Source organism: Candidatus Saganbacteria bacterium (assembly GCA_016223245.1).
In the GTDB taxonomy this organism is placed as follows: domain Bacteria; phylum Margulisbacteria; class WOR-1; order XYC2-FULL-46-14; family XYC2-FULL-37-10; genus JACRPL01.
Window position 1 is genome coordinate 126,806 of sequence record JACRPL010000003.1, and the last position, 14,559, is coordinate 141,364.

Sequence of the window (14,559 nt, forward strand, 5' to 3'; positions counted from 1 at the left end):
TTTAGGGCTTAAGTTCTAGTTTGAATTTCTTCTCGATTTTGAATGGGTGATAAGACAGCTTTGCCTTCCTAAGCCCCGGGATTCCCAGATCTTGTTCAAGATTTACGAATTTGTAGCCATTAAATGTCTTTCGGCAAGCTTCGTTCAGGATTGCCTGCGCGACTCCTTGGAAGGTCGGGTCTACATATTGAAAATGGGCTGAAATCGTTTCTTTGTTCAATTCCGACCCTATTATAAAGCCTAAAAGTTCGTTTTCTGAAAATATCGCCCCGCCCAATAGATTTAGCTCATTGAAATAAAGGAAAGCTTTTTCCAAAGCATTTCTTTGGGCGGAGTGCGCTAGACGCGGGAAATATCTAGATTCTTCCCGGGCTTTGAACCATTTTTCGAATAGTTCCAAAGCCTTGTCTTTGATCCCGAGAGAGATCTGTTCGTATCGATAATTCGGAAAATGCTTCTTGAATTTGTTTATATGGTTCCTTTTGCCGTCGTATTTCTTGCCGGCAAGTGCTGCTAGCTCGTCGATTTTATAGATATAGTCGAATTGGCTTCTTTGGCAGGTCGTCTTATACGGATCGACAGGTATTAACGAGATAAAATCTTCGGAAACCCTCGAAAGATATTTTGTGTATTGAAGGCATGTTTCGATCGTCTCGATCGGTTTGTTGCGGCCAATAGGCTCCAAGAAATAGGGTGTTTCGTTTAGCGGATTAATTAAAACGCAGATATTGTCGTTTAATAATGTGAGCTGTGGGCGATCAAAATCCATCCAGATATACAGATTTGCCAAGGCCAGTTCGCAAATGTTTGGGCTCATGGCTTTTAGCTTATCAGTTAGGATCGTTCTATCTGAAAGTTCGAGCTGCTTGAATTCCGGGAATTTTGGGATCATCCGGGAGCCCTTACCATGCAGGCGCATTTACCGGGGAAACATTCATTACACTCAAGAAGGTTTTTTTTGGGAAGGGAGGGGATGGGGGGTGTTTCAATAAATCCGAATTTCTTGAAGAAGTCAGGTATTACCGTATAAAGATAGATCGGGAGCTGTGCATTTTTAAATAATTCATTTAAAAGTTCCGTTGCAATGCCTTGGCCCTGAAAACCGGTTGCTGCGCCGACCGAGCTTAAAAATAAAATATCGCCATATTTTGTAAGTTTCGCAACGCCTGCAACTGCGCCATCCTTTTCCGCGATATGAAAATCATTATACTCCTGTGCAAAAAAGTAAATATCAAGTTCTTTTAATATTTTATCAATAGTTTCTTTGTCGTTTGGGGTTGCTTTTCGGACCTTGGCCATAAGAAACATATTTTACCAGATTAAAAATCCGATAGCTATCAAGGCCTTTCATGCTATAATCGGGTCGTGGATATTTGGGTTTATTCGTTTGCCAGCGTAATTATTGTAAGCTTGATCTCGCTTATCGGGATTTTTTCCCTCCTGCTTAGAAAAAATCTTCTTGAAAAAATACTGCTTTTCTTAGTAAGTTTTGCCGTCGGGGGATTGTTTGGCGATGCCTTTATTCATCTTCTGCCTGAAGCCTACAAAGGCCTTGGCATCAATCTTTTTGCATCCTCCCTTGTGCTCTTCGGGATAATTTTCTTTTTTGTTCTTGAAAAATTTATCAGGTGGAGACACTGCCATGTGCCTACTTCGGAGAATCATCCTCATCCGGTTGTCTATATGAATTTGATAGGGGACGGGGCGCATAATTTGATCGATGGTATGCTTATCGGCGCCAGTTATCTTGTAAGTATACCTATAGGTATCAGCACAACAATAGCGGTCGTCCTCCATGAAATTCCACAAGAGATAGGGGATTTTGGGGTTTTGGTCAATGGCGGGCTAACAGTCAGAAAAGCGTTGTTCTTTAATTTCCTCACCGCTCTAGCCGCTGTTGTTGGGGTTATGATTTCTTTAATTGTAGGGCCATTTATAAAAGATTATGCATCGTTTATGCTTCCTATAACTGCTGGAGGCTTCCTTTATATAGCAGGTTCCGATCTGATACCCGAACTTCACCATGAGAATGAACTTCGCGATTCGTTCTGGCAATTATTTTCCATATTGCTCGGTGTCGCTATAATGGGGCTACTGCTTCTTATCAATTAGTATCGCAAAATATTTCGTTTTACCCCTTGACTGGTATCTATAATAGGTATAATATCTACATATTATGAATTTGATAGTGGAAAAGCTCGCAAAACCAAAAGAGAGAGAATTAAAAACCCTCGTGTTATTTGTTGAGACTTTCTGCTCTCAAAAGCATGCTGAAAGAGCGCAAAATAGCCAAAAGCTGTGCGATGAGTGCGATAAACTTTTGAAGTATGGAAGAGCGAAACTTATACTATGCAAATATGACCCAAAGCCTAAATGCCGGGAGTGCAAGACCCATTGTTATGCCCCAAGCTATCGCGAAAAAATAAAAGAAGTCATGAAGTTTTCGGGGATGTTCCTTGTAAAAAGGGGGAGGCTGGATCTTTTGCTTCATTTTATATGAATAAATATCTTAATACCGGCATTAAAGAAATAATCACTGAATATCCAAAGATCGGGACGATCCTTGAAGAATACAATATCGGATGCGGTCCGTGCACATTGGGGACTTGCCTCTTAAAAGATGTGGTCGGGATACACGGCCTTTCGCCTGACCAGGAACTCGAGCTAATGTATCGCATCGAAAAAGAGATCTATCCCGATCGAAATATTAAAAAACCAAATCTTGATAGTTCAATAAAAAAACAGAAGCCAAAAGAGTTCACATATTCACCTCCGATACAAAGATTGGTCGATGAGCATGTATTGATCAAGAAATGGCTGGCATTAATGCCTAAAGTTTTAGAAAAAGCAGATCTTTCATCGGAGGATTTTCGTTTAATCATCGCCGATGGGGTTGCTTTTATTCGAAATTATGCCGATAAGTTCCATCATGCAAAAGAAGAGGATGTTCTGTTCGACTATACCGATAAAAACGCGGAGATCGTAAAGATCATTTTCAAGGATCACGATACAGCTCGCGGTTATGTTAAAGCGGCTATTAATGCGCTGGAAAATAATAATAAGGACGCCCTGATCCAAAATCTTTTATCTTATAAAGAGCTATTGACCGAGCATATAAGGAAAGAAGATGAAGTTCTCTACCCGTTTATCGATAGGGGGCTTTCAATGAATCAAATAGGCGAGATGTTTACAAGATTTAATGATGCAGAAGAAAAGATCGATAAGGAGGTTGTCAATAATTGTATAAAGTTTGTTAATGAAGCCGAGCGAAGGATCGAATAAAGTCTCTCGACTGAGCTCGAGACAAGGAGGAAATATCATGAGCGGATGTCCAGGTTCAATGGTACAGGATTTTACGGGTAGGGGAGAAAGCGCATCGGATGAGTCGGGTAAAAGGCAGTCTCAATTAAGGCAATGGCCGATACAATTGCATTTAGTTACGCCGCAAGCGCCATATTTTAATAAGGCTGACGTCTTGATCGCGGCCGATTGCGTGGCATTTTCCGTGGGTGATTTTCACAAAGATTTCCTAAAAGGAAAAAGTCTGGCTATCGCTTGCCCAAAACTTGATGAAGGACAAGAATCATATGTCGAAAAGATTACCCAATTAATTGATGAAGCGAATGTTAATACTCTAACAGTTATGATCATGCAGGTCCCATGCTGTATGGGGCTCGTTAGTTTAGTAAAAGAGGGCGCGGCTGCCGTCAAGAGAAAAGTCCCCATTAAATATATGGTAGCGAGCCTTCAAGGCGATATTATAAAAGAAGAGTGGTTGTGATATAATAATAACAATTACAAGATTGAGGTAGGGAGGTGTTTTCTTGTCAATTTCAAATGTTAAAGTGAATGATGGCTGCATTCTTTGCGGTGTTTGCGAGTCGGTTTGTCCGGAAATTTTTAAAATGGGGGATTCTACGACCGAGGTAATAGCAGGCGATTTTAATAAATTGGAAATTCAAATACGTGAAGCGGCGCAAAGCTGTCCTGTTTCCGTCATAGAAGTTACGGATTAATTGTTATAATGAAAATACTGCTTATAGCCATTGTTTTTTTCCTAATGGCCGTTCAAGTTTTTGCGGGGCCTAATCCGCTTCCCTCAAAGTCGCGCGTCATCCCGACACGTGTGGACGATGCCATATGGGAACTGCGAAAGACCTAAAAAATACCCACGATGTTGGTGCGCGTATAAGTTGGACTCTTAGGCCGGTTATTTCGATAAAAGTTGAAAGCTCCGAAGCCAAGCGATCGCAGATGCAGCTTATATGTTCAAATTGCCATGGATCCCAGTGGATCGAGGGTTTTTATACCCAATACGACAACGGCCTTTGATGATCCGATAGAATGGACCTATTATGAGATGTGGCATCATGAGGGTAGGCGCGCCAGGATGGGGGCTTCCATGATGGGCCCGGATTATACGCAATGGCATGGCATGTACGAAGTCGCGAAACATTTTTATACAAAATTTATTCCGGAAGCCGAGCGCCTTTTGCCGGGAGTCTCAAAAAATACCATGAATAGTGATCATCATAAATGGACCAAGGGGCTATCAAAACAAGAAATGGAAAAGCAGATCGAATACTACAAAGAAAGATATAAGCAATAAAGGATGGCCTCTAACCGAAAAATATAGCCTAAATATCTCTGTTGACAAGGTTGTCTTTTTATGTAATAATGATAATGATTATCATTATCAATTGGTAGTTAAAAGAGTTTGAGCGTAATTTGGAGTTAAAACTATGAAAGAAGAAGCGCTGTTTTTAGAATATTTAAAAGAACATGGTTTTAAAAAGACCAAGCAGAGAAAACTTATCCTGGAAAAATTTCTTGAGATGAAAGGGCATGTTTGTGCCGACGAATTGTATCGAGCGGCGAAAAAAATAATGCCCGGGGTGGGACAGAGCACTGTTTTTAGGGCTGTCAAACTTTTGAAGCAAGCTCAAATCGCATCAGAGGTTAATTTTACCGGGTTGCGGCGAAGATTTGAGCCTGGAGTCACAAAACACCATCACGATCATTTGATCTGTGAAGAGTGCGGCAAGGCGCTGGAAGTCTACGACGATAGGATAGAGAAACTTCAAGACCTTTTGGCCAAGCGCCACTCTTTTGCGCCATCTAGGCATAGAATGGAAATATTTGGGCTGTGTAAGGATTGTAAAAAATAAGGCAGGTTTATTTTTTTATTTTGTAAATGATAATGATTATCATTATCAAAACCAAGAACAAGTAGGCGATATTGATAATCGAGAAAAAAAAGAAGAGGGGGTGTTGATTAGGATGATCGATCGTTTGTAGTTGCTTTTGCTGTGAAATTTATATTGATAAATTTAGGAGGATAAGAAATGTTTAATATTAAATTTGGTTTTTTAAGGATAAGTTCGCTTGTTTTTGTTTGTTTATTCGGTTTTGGTTTATTGTCGCAGGTTGCGGCCGACCAAAGGAACTATGTCTGGACGTACGAATATCAGACCATGCCGCAGGGAGAGGCGGAGATCGAGTATTATATGACGCAGGAGAACCCGTCTTCGACCGATTATTCGAAAAGCACCTGGAAGCCGCTTGTTGAGCTTGAATACGGCTTGACCGACCATTGGGACGTAAGCTTGTACCATCAATTCAAGCAAACAAATACTGCCGCGGCATCGACTCTTTCGTATGACGGCTTTAAGGCCAGGACGAGGTATCGTATAGGTGAAAAGAACCAATTGCCCTTTGATACTCTTCTATATTTAGAATATATCGGAAAGAATGCGCTAAACCAGACCCCGCAGGGCGAAATGAAATTGATCTTGGCGAAGGATATTTCAAATATTAATTTTTCGTACAACCAGATCTATAAATGGAATTTGCAGGGAGGAGCGTTCGAGCACGAATATTCGGCAGGGGTCAGCGTCCAGGCGCCACGCTTGTCGCTTGGTTTTGAAGCAAAAGGGAATTATACGGCGGGAAAACACGCTTTTGGCCCGACCATTTCAATGACTGCGAACAAATTCTGGACATCGCTTGGAACAGTAATTGGCCTTAACAGCAATACAGACGCATCGCAAACCAGGATACTAATAGGCATCTGGTTGTAGATAAGGAGATTTTTTTGTGAAGAAAATTGTCTTGATGGGATTAATATTGATTTTGGGAATAGGCAGCAGATCTCTTGCTTACCGGCCCTTTGGCACAGAAGACGCGGGAGTTGCGGGGAAAAGAGTTATTCAAGCGGAATTAAGTTATGATTATTTAAAATGGAAAGACGGCAGCCTTGAAGGATCTTTTATGCTCACTCCGATCTATGGCATAACCGAAAATTTGGAAATATCTTGCGAGATACCTTATTTTCAGCATAATTTGCAGTTAGCAGCGGCCAAGACTGGAATTGGGGATATTAATTTGGTCGCAAAGTATTTGTTTGTGCAGGATGAGAGTTCGAGCCTTGCCCTTGCCGTAAAAAGTGTCGTAAAACTGGATAATGGCGATTTTAATGCCGGCCACGGCAGCGGCGGCAAAGATTATAGCTTGTTTGCCGTTTGTTCAAAAACTTTGGGGAGGGCAACTATCCATTCCCATTTGGGATATTCGATTATCGGGCGCGCAATGAATCCAAATTTACGGAATATTTCTCTTTTTGGTTTGGCCCTTGATTATTCGTTAACCGATCCTTTGCATTTGGCTTTAGAAATAAATGGGAATAGGCATCCGGACAGCACACAGCCGGCCGATCCAAGAAATTGTCTTTTCGGGATAACCTACAAGGCTTCAGAAAAGGTGATCTATGATTCTGCGCTAAAGATCGGCCTCTCGGATTCAAGCCCTGTTTGGGATTATACACTTGGAGCTTCGATCACTTTGTGAGGTATAATATAAAAGGAAAAAATCATGAGCGAATGCTGCGGTAAAGACGACAAGAAAACCATGCCTGCCGGCAGGCAGGTAAAAATAGACCTCACCGGGTTAAAAAAGATCGCGCTCGTCGGCAATCCAAATGTCGGGAAAAGTGTTGTGTTTTCTCATCTTACCGGCGTATATGTTACGGTATCAAATTATCCCGGAACTACGGTCGAGATAACGCGAGGATCCGGCGTGATCGATGGAAAGAAGATCTCAATCATCGATACTCCCGGCATGAACAGTCTTATCCCTTCATCCGAGGACGAAAAGGTGTCAAGGGAGCTTCTGGAAGATGAACACCCGGACCTTGTAGTGCAAATTGCCGACGCAAAAAATCTAAAGCGCACTCTTCTTCTAACCTACGAATTAAAAGCCATGGGTTTTCCGATGATATTGGTTTTAAATATGATGGATGAAGCTGAACAGAGGCGCATCGATATCGATGTGAAAAAACTGGAAGCGGTCCTTGATACAAAGATCATTAAAACCGTTGCGACGGACGGAGTAGGGATATGGGAACTTAAAGACGCGATAAAAGCAAAAACAGCGGTCAAACACGATTATAAAATAGATTGGTTGCCGTCAAGCCATAAGGACGTAAAAGACCGCCACAATGAAGTTGTTAAAGTCTACGATCTTTCGGTTAAAAAAATGCCCCATAAGATACTATTCCTCGAGAGAATAGGCGATCTTACAATGAGGCCGTTAACCGGCATTCCGATCCTGTTTCTTGTCCTATGGCTTATGTATCAGGTTGTGGGAGTCTGGGCGGCGGGGGACGGAGTAGGCTTTATGGAAAAGATTGTTTTTGGGAAATTCGTTAATCCAATCTCTATAAAAGTAATAACTGCAATTATTCCAATAAAGATCATTCAGGAATTTTTGGTTGGTGAATACGGGATTATTACAATGGCCCTAAGCTATGCTATTGCGATCATACTTCCCATCTTATCCGCTTTCTTTTTATTCTTTTCATTGCTGGAAGATTCCGGATATTTGCCCAGGCTTTCAATATTATTAAATAAATCTTTCAGGACTATAGGGCTTTCTGGCAAGGCTGTGATCCCAATGGTTTTGGGCCTTGGCTGTGATACGATGGCTACAATGACAACGCGCACACTTGAAACCACAAAAGAAAGGGTCATTGCGACCCTGCTTTTGGCGCTCGCTGTCCCATGTTCGGCCCAGCTTGGCGTTATTTTGGGGCTTATTGGAGGCCTTTCCGCTAAAGCTACAATGATCTGGGCTGGTGTTGTGATCCTGATATTCTTTTTGGTGGGGTATCTCTCGGCGCGTGTAGTCCCCGGCAAATCATCGGATTTTATTATGGAGATCCCGCCGATCAGGATGCCAAAGTTGAAAAATATCTTTGTCAAAACTTTGGCCCGTATCGAATGGTATTTGACGGAAGCTGTCCCACTGTTTATAGCGGGAACAGCCGCTTTATTTGTTTTGGATAAGACGCATGCCCTAAAAGCGATAGAAAACTTTGCAAGTCCGCTCGTTGTGAATTTTATGGGGCTTCCCGCTAAAGCGACCGAAGCGTTTTTGATCGGTTTTTTCAGGCGGGACTATGGGGCGGCCGGGCTATATGCGCTCTCGCGAGCACATGAACTGGATCCCATCCAAACAGTCGTCAGTTTGGTCACGATCACTTTATTTGTCCCTTGTCTTGCGCAGTTTTTGGTTATGGTAAAAGAAAGAGGCTTAAAGACCGCGTTATGGATAGTCGCATTTATTTTCCCGTTCGCTTTTCTTGTCGGCGGGATATTGAATTTTATTTTGCGTTACTATAAAGTTGCGTTATGAAGTGCGCGCTGTGCGGCAAAGAATTTGAACCTAGCGCTACAGCATGCGCAAGCTGTCCCATGCACTCGGGCTGCGACCTTATAAGATGCCCAAATTGCAGATATGAGTTCCCAAAAGAATCAAAAATTGTTGGTTTCTTTAGTAATTTGTTCGATTTTATAAGGAATAGGAAAAGGAGGAGGGAAAAATGTCCACCCAAGATATAGATGAAGTATTGGAAATAATCTGGATGCAGAGAGAATCGGGCAAATCGGATCTCTGCGTCATCAAAGAAGAGATCGAAACCGCAAGGCTCAAAGATGTGATCTTCGACATGAAAGACGATGGATTGCTTAAGATCGAGAATAAAAAGATCGCCTTTACGGAGATTGGAGAGAAAAAAGCGTCGGAATTGATAAGACGCCATCGGCTGGCCGAGAGGCTTTTGATCGATGTTATGGATGCGTCAAGAGAAGGAATAGAGGAACCCGCCTGCCAGTTCGAGCATATGGTGTCCGAGGAAGTAACAAATGCCATTTGCACACTGCTTGGGCATCCAAGATATTGTCCTCACAACTTATCGATACCTGTTGGAAAATGCTGCAAAGTTGCGGAACAACAATTGGAAAGCCTTCTTGTCCCATTAGATAAGATAGATGTCGGAGAGTGGGCGATTGTTTCATATGTATTGTCGCATTCAAATCCGCGCCTTCACAAATTAATGTCTTTTGGCATTAACCCCGGGATTAAAATAAAAGTGCATCAAAAGTCACCAACTTATGTAATTCAAGTTGAAGAAACACAAATTGCCCTCGAAAGCGATGTTGTACGCGATATCTATGTAAGGCGCACCTAGAAAATACTACATCTAGCGTCTTGACAAAATCCGCGGCAAAAGTAAAATGAATATCACTTATTACTTGGAGGTGTATTGATGCAAAAGTTCCTGGAATCAATTAAAAAGCGAAACGGCAAGATAGTCCCATTTTCCGAAAAGAAGATAGAAGAGGCCATTTCTAAAGCATTGGCTGTGGTGGGCGATGAAAGTTTACTCCTTGCAAAAAAAGTTGCGGAGAAAGTCCTCCACTCATTGAAAAAGAAATTTGGCTTCAATATTCCGACCGTTGAACAGGTCCAAGATATTGTTGAAGCCGAACTTATATCCGAAGGGCTGGCCGATTGCGCTAAAGCTTATATCCTTTATCGCAATAAAAGGTCTGAATTCCGCGAATCACAGGCGTTTATAAGGAAGATCGACGGCCTGGTACAGGGATATGTTTCGCAATCAGACTGGCGAGTTGCAGAAAACAGCAACGCTTCATATTCATTGTCAGGGCTTCAGGCCCATATTTCGGGGGCAGTTATTGCCGAATACACGCTCAAGTACATATATCCAGCGGAGATCGGACAGGCCCACAGGAATGGCGATTTTCATATCCATGACCTGGGACTTGGCACATTTGCGGGATATTGCGCCGGATGGTCATTAAGGCAATTGTTGGAGATCGGATTTAACGGCGTCCATGGAAGAGTGTCGGCAAGCCCTGCAAAGCACTTCAATTCTGCATTAGGGCAGATAGTCAATTTCTTAGGAACAATGCAGAACGAATGGGCCGGGGCGCAAGCATTTTCATCGTTTGACACATATCTTGCGCCTTTAGCCGCAAAAGACGGCCTTAATTACAAAGAAATAAAACAAGCGATCCAGGAATTTGTTTTTGCGATCAATGCAACAAGCAGATGGGGAAACCAGGTCCCATTCACGAATATCACCCTCGACTGGACTGTGCCCGAAGATATGAAAGATCAGCCAGTATTATACGGAGGGCAATATCTTCAAGATGAAACATACTCCAATTTCCAAGAACAAATGGATATGATAAATAAAGCTTTCATAGAGGTCATGATCAAAGGGGATATTAACGGCAGGATATTCACTTTCCCTATCCCTACATATAATATAACCACCGATTTTAATTGGGATTCGGAGAATGCTAATTTACTTTTTGAAATGACGGCAAAGTATGGCATCCCATATTTCCAGAATTTCATCAACAGCAGCCTTAAGCCTTCGGATGTCCGCAGTATGTGCTGCAGGCTCCAACTCGATATGCGGGAATTAAAGAGCAAGACAGGCGGACTTTTCGGATCAGGCGAAAAGACAGGAAGCATAGGCGTTGTTACTGTCAACCTTCCGCGCCTTGGATTTTTATCCAAGACCGAAGAAGAATTCTTTGATCGCGCAGAAACTCTTCTTTATCTTGCAAAGGAATCACTGGAGATCAAGCGCAAAGAAGTCAACAAAAATATGGAAGAAGGATTGCTCCCATGGTCTAAGAGGTATCTTGGGACCCTTAAGTTCCATTTTTCGACAATAGGCATAGTCGGTATGCACGAATGCTGCCTAAATTTTTTAGGAAAAGGCGTTGATACCCCCGCCGGCAAAGCGTTTGCGCACAAAGTGATGGATTTCTTCAGGGCAAAGATTATGGGATTCCAGGTTGAAACCGGGCATATATTCAATCTTGAAGCAACCCCCGCTGAAGGCACGGCTTACCGCTTGGCTAGGATAGATAAAAGGACACACCCGGAAATTATTACATCCGGGACGCCAGATATCCCGTATTATACCAACTCTTCCCAGCTTCCGGTCGGATATACCGACGATATATTTGAAGCGCTTGAGCACCAGGACGAGCTTCAGACAAAATACACAGGAGGAACGGTGCTTCACGGGTTTATCGGTGAGCGCATCGATTCGCCCGAAGCCTGCAAGAAGCTTGTCAAAAAGATAGCTTATAAGTTCAGGCTTCCGTATTTTACTATTACGCCGACATTCAGCGTATGCCCCGTCCATGGATATATAAGAGGGGAGCATTTCTGCTGCCCACATTTAAACGAAGAGGGGGTGAAACAAGATGAAAGACCAAGAGAAAAAGTGCTCGTTGCCAACTGAAGTTTACAGCCGAGTGGTAGGATATTTCCGTCCAGTTCAGAACTGGAACGCAGGCAAGAAAGAAGAGTTCAAGAACAGAAAGACCTATGACCCAAAGAAGAGCGCTTAAATTCAGCGGCATTCAGAAGACAACTCTTGCTGATTACCCAAACGAAATTGCGTGCACGCTTTTTGTTTCGGGATGCAATTTCCGCTGTCCTTTCTGCTACAATCCGGATCTAGTACTAGAAAGAGACGCGGGAGTTGCCATATCAGAAGACGAAGCGCTGGATTTTTTGGAGGGCCGTAAAGAGCTATTAGACGGAGTCTGTATCACTGGCGGGGAACCACTGCTCTATTATCCCGAGCTTAAAGGGTTTATCGAAAAAGCAAAAAAATTGGGATACAAAGTGAAGCTCGACACAAATGGCTCCAATCCGCAAGCCTTGAAAGAACTAATTGATGCAAAGCTTTTAGATTATGTAGCTATGGACATAAAATCTACGATCGAAAAATATATAGATTCCGTAAAAATGCCTGTCAATACCGGCAAGATCAAGGAAAGCGTCGATATTTTGAAAAGCTCCGATGTTGATTACGAGTTCAGAACGACCGTCCACACAGGTATTACAAAGGAAGATTTCAAAAGTATCGGTTCGTGGCTATCCGACAGTAAAAGGTATTTCCTCCAGCAGGTAAAATTAAATCTTGCGCTTTTAGACCCTTCTTTTGAGTATAATATATATAGTATTGCCGATCTTAATCGATTTGCCGAGGATTTGAGAAAAAATATCGATTTTGTGGGAGTGAGAGCGTGAAAATAACGAGAGCTTCTGATTACGCTATAAGGCTTTTGATGCATCTAGCCCAAGAAAAAGACGGAGAGGGAAGATCCGAGAAGATCGCGAAAGAACTCGGTATCCCTTTCAATCATTTGGCAAAACTTGTACAGATACTTGGAAGAAAAGGCTATTTAATAACAAGAAAAGGCAAAGGCGGGGGGCTAAAACTCGCGCTTGATCCAAGAAAAGTCAATCTTGCCGAAGTTATCGAAGCTATTGAGGGGCCGCTTGTAATAAGCGATTGCATCGGAAAAAATAAATTCTGCATTAGAAGCTCAAAATGCAAAATAAGGAAATGTTTCAAGACCGTCCGTGATAAGATACTCGAATTACTCCAAGAAACATCGATCCATGACATGATAGGCTAGTATGGATACTGAAAAACTGATAAAAACTGCTTTGTTCCTTTGTTTCTATGTTTCTTTGTCGCTATGTTTCTGCGTTGCTATGTCAGGGATAAAAACACCGGCAACAGACTTTACTCTTAAAGATCTAAATAATAATTCTGTCAAATTGTCAGACTATAAAGGCAAAGTCGTCCTGCTTAATTTTTTCGCAACGTGGTGTCCGCCATGCAGGGAAGAGATGCCGTCGATCGAGAAACTCCATAAGAACTTAAAAAACAAGAAATTTGCTGTTTTGGCGGTCGCGATTGATAAGAAAGGTGAGCCGGCTGTAAGACCTTTCATTGAAAAGGAAAAATATACTTTCAAAGTATTGCTCGATTCAAAAAATAAAGTCTCTGATGTCTATGGAATCCAAAGCATTCCCGCTACTTATGTCATAAATAAGAAGGGAATTATTGTTGATAAAGTTATAGGCTCATTTGATTGGACGCAAGACAAAGTAGTTCGTGTTCTAGAAGGCTTAATTAAAGAAAAATGATCCAACAAACGAACATTTCAATCATAGTCGCCTTTTTTGCGGGGATTCTCTCGTTCTTTTCGCCCTGCATATTCCCGATCATTCCATCTTACCTATTATATTTAGCCGATACGACACTTAAAGAATTTAATGAGACCGAAAACAAGAGAGAGCTCAAGCGATCGACGATCTTAAATGCTATATTATTTGTTTTAGGTTTTTCTTTGGTTTTTATTCTACTTGGAGCTGCTGCCAGCAGTATTGGGCATTTTCTTTTTAAGATAAAAGACATTATCCAAACAGTTGGCGGCATAGTAATGATCTTCTTAGGGTTATTTATCTTGGGAGTTTTTAAATTGCCTTTTTTGCATATTGAAAGAAGGTTGAACGTTGAAAGCGAAGTTGAAAGGTTCGGCTCGTTTCTTATGGGTATTACTTTTGCGGCGGCGTGGACGCCCTGCGTTGGCCCAATATTGGGTTCGATCCTTTTTATGGCAGGGGAGTCCTCTACTTTGCTCTCGGGTATCACGCTGTTATCTGTTTACTCTTTGGGATTGGCTATCCCATTTCTTCTTTCGGCTGTATTGATCGATTACGCGTTGGTTTATTTCAAGAAAATCCAAAAATATCTTTGGATATTTAATGCTATTAGCGGGTTGTTCCTTATTGCAATGGGTATTTTGATTTGGACGGGGTATTTTCAAAGCATTTCTTCTGTGTTTAATAGATAAAAATAGCCGTCAACCCGGAATAGAAATATCCAAATAATTCACCTTGACATCGACAAACCCAAATAGCATAATTAGCTTGCGATTATTTAAGGGCGGGAGAGGGAAAAAATGGCAAAAGAAAAAATAGATATAATGCTTGAAAAGATCGAGTTGTTGGAAAAAGGTCAGCAATCATTGGAAAAAGGTCAGCAGCGCAATTATGATTTAATTCAAAAACAAGGCGTCATGCTGGAACAAGTCGCATCAGATGTAAAAGCAGTCGCGGAAGGGCACGCGGTAATAAGAAGCGAAATGCGGAGAGGATTTAGCGATGTTAAAGAACAGATAAAATTGGTGGATGATAAAGTAACGTTTGTGGCCGACAAAGTAATAGGTATTGAAAAAGAAATGAAGGAACATATCCGACAACCAGCTCATGCCGTGTAATTATATCTAATAAGGGAGCCGACTATGATTGGCGCAAATTGTAGAAGTTTACTCCGAGTTGCGAGGAGCTCTCTCTCTCTCTCTCTCTCTA

At 41.9% G+C, this 14,559-nt stretch carries 21 protein-coding genes; 19 read left to right on the forward strand and 2 right to left on the reverse strand.

The window, feature by feature from the left end; all coding sequences use genetic code 11:
- Position 1 precedes the first annotated feature (1 nt).
- Together HZC34_00820 and HZC34_00825 are read right to left on the reverse strand one after the other, a co-directional pair.
- The gene (locus HZC34_00820; protein ID MBI5700378.1) at positions 2 to 892 is read right to left on the reverse strand and encodes a DUF2156 domain-containing protein; all 891 of its coding nucleotides are present in this window, start codon (positions 890 to 892) and stop codon (positions 2 to 4) included.
- Positions 889 to 1,299: a GNAT family N-acetyltransferase gene (locus HZC34_00825; GenBank protein MBI5700379.1), complete on the reverse strand. Its 411-nt coding sequence runs from the start codon at positions 1,297 to 1,299 to the stop codon at positions 889 to 891. Before HZC34_00825 ends, HZC34_00820 begins: the two co-directional genes overlap by 4 nt.
- 66 nt (positions 1,300 to 1,365) lie before the next feature.
- Here HZC34_00825 and HZC34_00830 point away from each other — a divergent pair, with 66 nt between their 5' ends.
- The 19 genes from HZC34_00830 to HZC34_00920 all read left to right on the forward strand — a co-directional run bounded on the left by HZC34_00830 (position 1,366) and on the right by HZC34_00920 (position 14,468).
- Positions 1,366 to 2,112, forward strand: a complete 747-nt coding sequence (locus HZC34_00830) for a ZIP family metal transporter (protein MBI5700380.1) — start codon at positions 1,366 to 1,368, stop codon at positions 2,110 to 2,112.
- A gap of 64 nt (positions 2,113 to 2,176) precedes the next feature.
- Complete coding sequence (locus HZC34_00835) at positions 2,177 to 2,500, forward strand: nitrous oxide-stimulated promoter family protein (GenBank protein MBI5700381.1); 324 nt, start codon at positions 2,177 to 2,179, stop codon at positions 2,498 to 2,500.
- Positions 2,497 to 3,282: a hemerythrin domain-containing protein gene (locus HZC34_00840; protein ID MBI5700382.1), complete on the forward strand. Its 786-nt coding sequence runs from the start codon at positions 2,497 to 2,499 to the stop codon at positions 3,280 to 3,282. Before HZC34_00835 ends, HZC34_00840 begins: the two co-directional genes overlap by 4 nt.
- Positions 3,283 to 3,319: 37 nt before the next feature.
- Positions 3,320 to 3,781 (forward strand): 4Fe-4S ferredoxin, encoded by a 462-nt coding sequence (locus tag HZC34_00845; protein ID MBI5700383.1) that lies wholly within the window; start codon positions 3,320 to 3,322, stop codon positions 3,779 to 3,781.
- A gap of 49 nt (positions 3,782 to 3,830) precedes the next feature.
- Positions 3,831 to 4,016 (forward strand): ferredoxin, encoded by a 186-nt coding sequence (locus HZC34_00850; protein MBI5700384.1) that lies wholly within the window; start codon positions 3,831 to 3,833, stop codon positions 4,014 to 4,016.
- 124 nt (positions 4,017 to 4,140) lie between these two features.
- Positions 4,141 to 4,332 carry a hypothetical protein gene (locus HZC34_00855; protein MBI5700385.1) on the forward strand — a complete coding sequence of 64 codons (192 nt, stop codon included), beginning with the start codon at positions 4,141 to 4,143 and terminating at the stop codon, positions 4,330 to 4,332.
- 70 nt (positions 4,333 to 4,402) lie between these two features.
- Entirely contained in the window at positions 4,403 to 4,609 is a 207-nt protein-coding gene (locus HZC34_00860; GenBank protein MBI5700386.1) for a hypothetical protein, read from the forward strand.
- Between the two features lie 133 nt (positions 4,610 to 4,742).
- Positions 4,743 to 5,168, forward strand: a complete 426-nt coding sequence (locus HZC34_00865) for a transcriptional repressor (GenBank protein ID MBI5700387.1) — start codon at positions 4,743 to 4,745, stop codon at positions 5,166 to 5,168.
- Between the two features lie 177 nt (positions 5,169 to 5,345).
- Complete coding sequence (locus HZC34_00870; GenBank protein MBI5700388.1) at positions 5,346 to 6,080, forward strand: hypothetical protein; 735 nt, start codon at positions 5,346 to 5,348, stop codon at positions 6,078 to 6,080.
- Positions 6,081 to 6,096: 16 nt separating this feature from the next.
- Complete coding sequence (locus HZC34_00875) at positions 6,097 to 6,846, forward strand: transporter (GenBank protein ID MBI5700389.1); 750 nt, start codon at positions 6,097 to 6,099, stop codon at positions 6,844 to 6,846.
- A 60-nt stretch (positions 6,847 to 6,906) separates the two neighbouring features.
- Positions 6,907 to 8,691, forward strand: a complete 1,785-nt coding sequence (locus tag HZC34_00880) for a ferrous iron transporter B (protein ID MBI5700390.1) — start codon at positions 6,907 to 6,909, stop codon at positions 8,689 to 8,691.
- Between the two features lie 187 nt (positions 8,692 to 8,878).
- Complete coding sequence (locus tag HZC34_00885; protein MBI5700391.1) at positions 8,879 to 9,526, forward strand: metal-dependent transcriptional regulator; 648 nt, start codon at positions 8,879 to 8,881, stop codon at positions 9,524 to 9,526.
- Between the two features lie 78 nt (positions 9,527 to 9,604).
- Positions 9,605 to 11,626, forward strand: a complete 2,022-nt coding sequence (locus HZC34_00890; protein MBI5700392.1) for a ribonucleoside triphosphate reductase — start codon at positions 9,605 to 9,607, stop codon at positions 11,624 to 11,626.
- Complete coding sequence (locus HZC34_00895) at positions 11,589 to 11,735, forward strand: hypothetical protein (GenBank protein MBI5700393.1); 147 nt, start codon at positions 11,589 to 11,591, stop codon at positions 11,733 to 11,735. Before HZC34_00890 ends, HZC34_00895 begins: the two co-directional genes overlap by 38 nt.
- Positions 11,713 to 12,423, forward strand: a complete 711-nt coding sequence (locus HZC34_00900) for an anaerobic ribonucleoside-triphosphate reductase activating protein (GenBank protein MBI5700394.1) — start codon at positions 11,713 to 11,715, stop codon at positions 12,421 to 12,423. Before HZC34_00895 ends, HZC34_00900 begins: the two co-directional genes overlap by 23 nt.
- Positions 12,420 to 12,815, forward strand: coding sequence for an Rrf2 family transcriptional regulator (locus HZC34_00905; GenBank protein MBI5700395.1), 396 nt, complete (start codon positions 12,420 to 12,422; stop codon positions 12,813 to 12,815). The genes HZC34_00900 and HZC34_00905 overlap by 4 nt, the downstream gene beginning before the upstream one ends.
- Position 12,816: 1 nt before the next feature.
- Positions 12,817 to 13,332, forward strand: coding sequence for a TlpA family protein disulfide reductase (locus HZC34_00910; GenBank protein ID MBI5700396.1), 516 nt, complete (start codon positions 12,817 to 12,819; stop codon positions 13,330 to 13,332).
- Positions 13,329 to 14,042, forward strand: a complete 714-nt coding sequence (locus HZC34_00915) for a cytochrome c biogenesis protein CcdA (GenBank protein MBI5700397.1) — start codon at positions 13,329 to 13,331, stop codon at positions 14,040 to 14,042. The genes HZC34_00910 and HZC34_00915 overlap by 4 nt, the downstream gene beginning before the upstream one ends.
- A gap of 108 nt (positions 14,043 to 14,150) precedes the next feature.
- On the forward strand, positions 14,151 to 14,468 hold the full coding sequence (locus tag HZC34_00920; protein MBI5700398.1) for a hypothetical protein: 318 nt from the start codon (positions 14,151 to 14,153) through the stop codon (positions 14,466 to 14,468).
- Positions 14,469 to 14,559 lie beyond the last annotated feature (91 nt).

Coding starts and splice junctions, on each gene's coding strand:
- HZC34_00900 (MBI5700394.1), top strand. CDS start 11,713: ATGACCCAAAGAAGAGCGCTTAAATTCAGCGGCATTCAGAAGACAACT.
- HZC34_00915 (MBI5700397.1), top strand. CDS start 13,329: ATGATCCAACAAACGAACATTTCAATCATAGTCGCCTTTTTTGCGGGG.
- HZC34_00895 (MBI5700393.1), top strand. CDS start 11,589: ATGAAAGACCAAGAGAAAAAGTGCTCGTTGCCAACTGAAGTTTACAGC.
- HZC34_00910 (MBI5700396.1), top strand. CDS start 12,817: ATGGATACTGAAAAACTGATAAAAACTGCTTTGTTCCTTTGTTTCTAT.
- HZC34_00890 (MBI5700392.1), top strand. CDS start 9,605: ATGCAAAAGTTCCTGGAATCAATTAAAAAGCGAAACGGCAAGATAGTC.
- HZC34_00865 (MBI5700387.1), top strand. CDS start 4,743: ATGAAAGAAGAAGCGCTGTTTTTAGAATATTTAAAAGAACATGGTTTT.
- HZC34_00820 (MBI5700378.1), bottom strand. CDS start 892: ATGATCCCAAAATTCCCGGAATTCAAGCAGCTCGAACTTTCAGATAGA.
- HZC34_00880 (MBI5700390.1), top strand. CDS start 6,907: ATGCCTGCCGGCAGGCAGGTAAAAATAGACCTCACCGGGTTAAAAAAG.
- HZC34_00860 (MBI5700386.1), top strand. CDS start 4,403: ATGATGGGCCCGGATTATACGCAATGGCATGGCATGTACGAAGTCGCG.
- HZC34_00920 (MBI5700398.1), top strand. CDS start 14,151: ATGGCAAAAGAAAAAATAGATATAATGCTTGAAAAGATCGAGTTGTTG.
- HZC34_00840 (MBI5700382.1), top strand. CDS start 2,497: ATGAATAAATATCTTAATACCGGCATTAAAGAAATAATCACTGAATAT.
- HZC34_00825 (MBI5700379.1), bottom strand. CDS start 1,299: ATGGCCAAGGTCCGAAAAGCAACCCCAAACGACAAAGAAACTATTGAT.
- HZC34_00870 (MBI5700388.1), top strand. CDS start 5,346: ATGTTTAATATTAAATTTGGTTTTTTAAGGATAAGTTCGCTTGTTTTT.
- HZC34_00845 (MBI5700383.1), top strand. CDS start 3,320: ATGAGCGGATGTCCAGGTTCAATGGTACAGGATTTTACGGGTAGGGGA.
- HZC34_00835 (MBI5700381.1), top strand. CDS start 2,177: ATGAATTTGATAGTGGAAAAGCTCGCAAAACCAAAAGAGAGAGAATTA.
- HZC34_00885 (MBI5700391.1), top strand. CDS start 8,879: ATGTCCACCCAAGATATAGATGAAGTATTGGAAATAATCTGGATGCAG.
- HZC34_00855 (MBI5700385.1), top strand. CDS start 4,141: ATGGGAACTGCGAAAGACCTAAAAAATACCCACGATGTTGGTGCGCGT.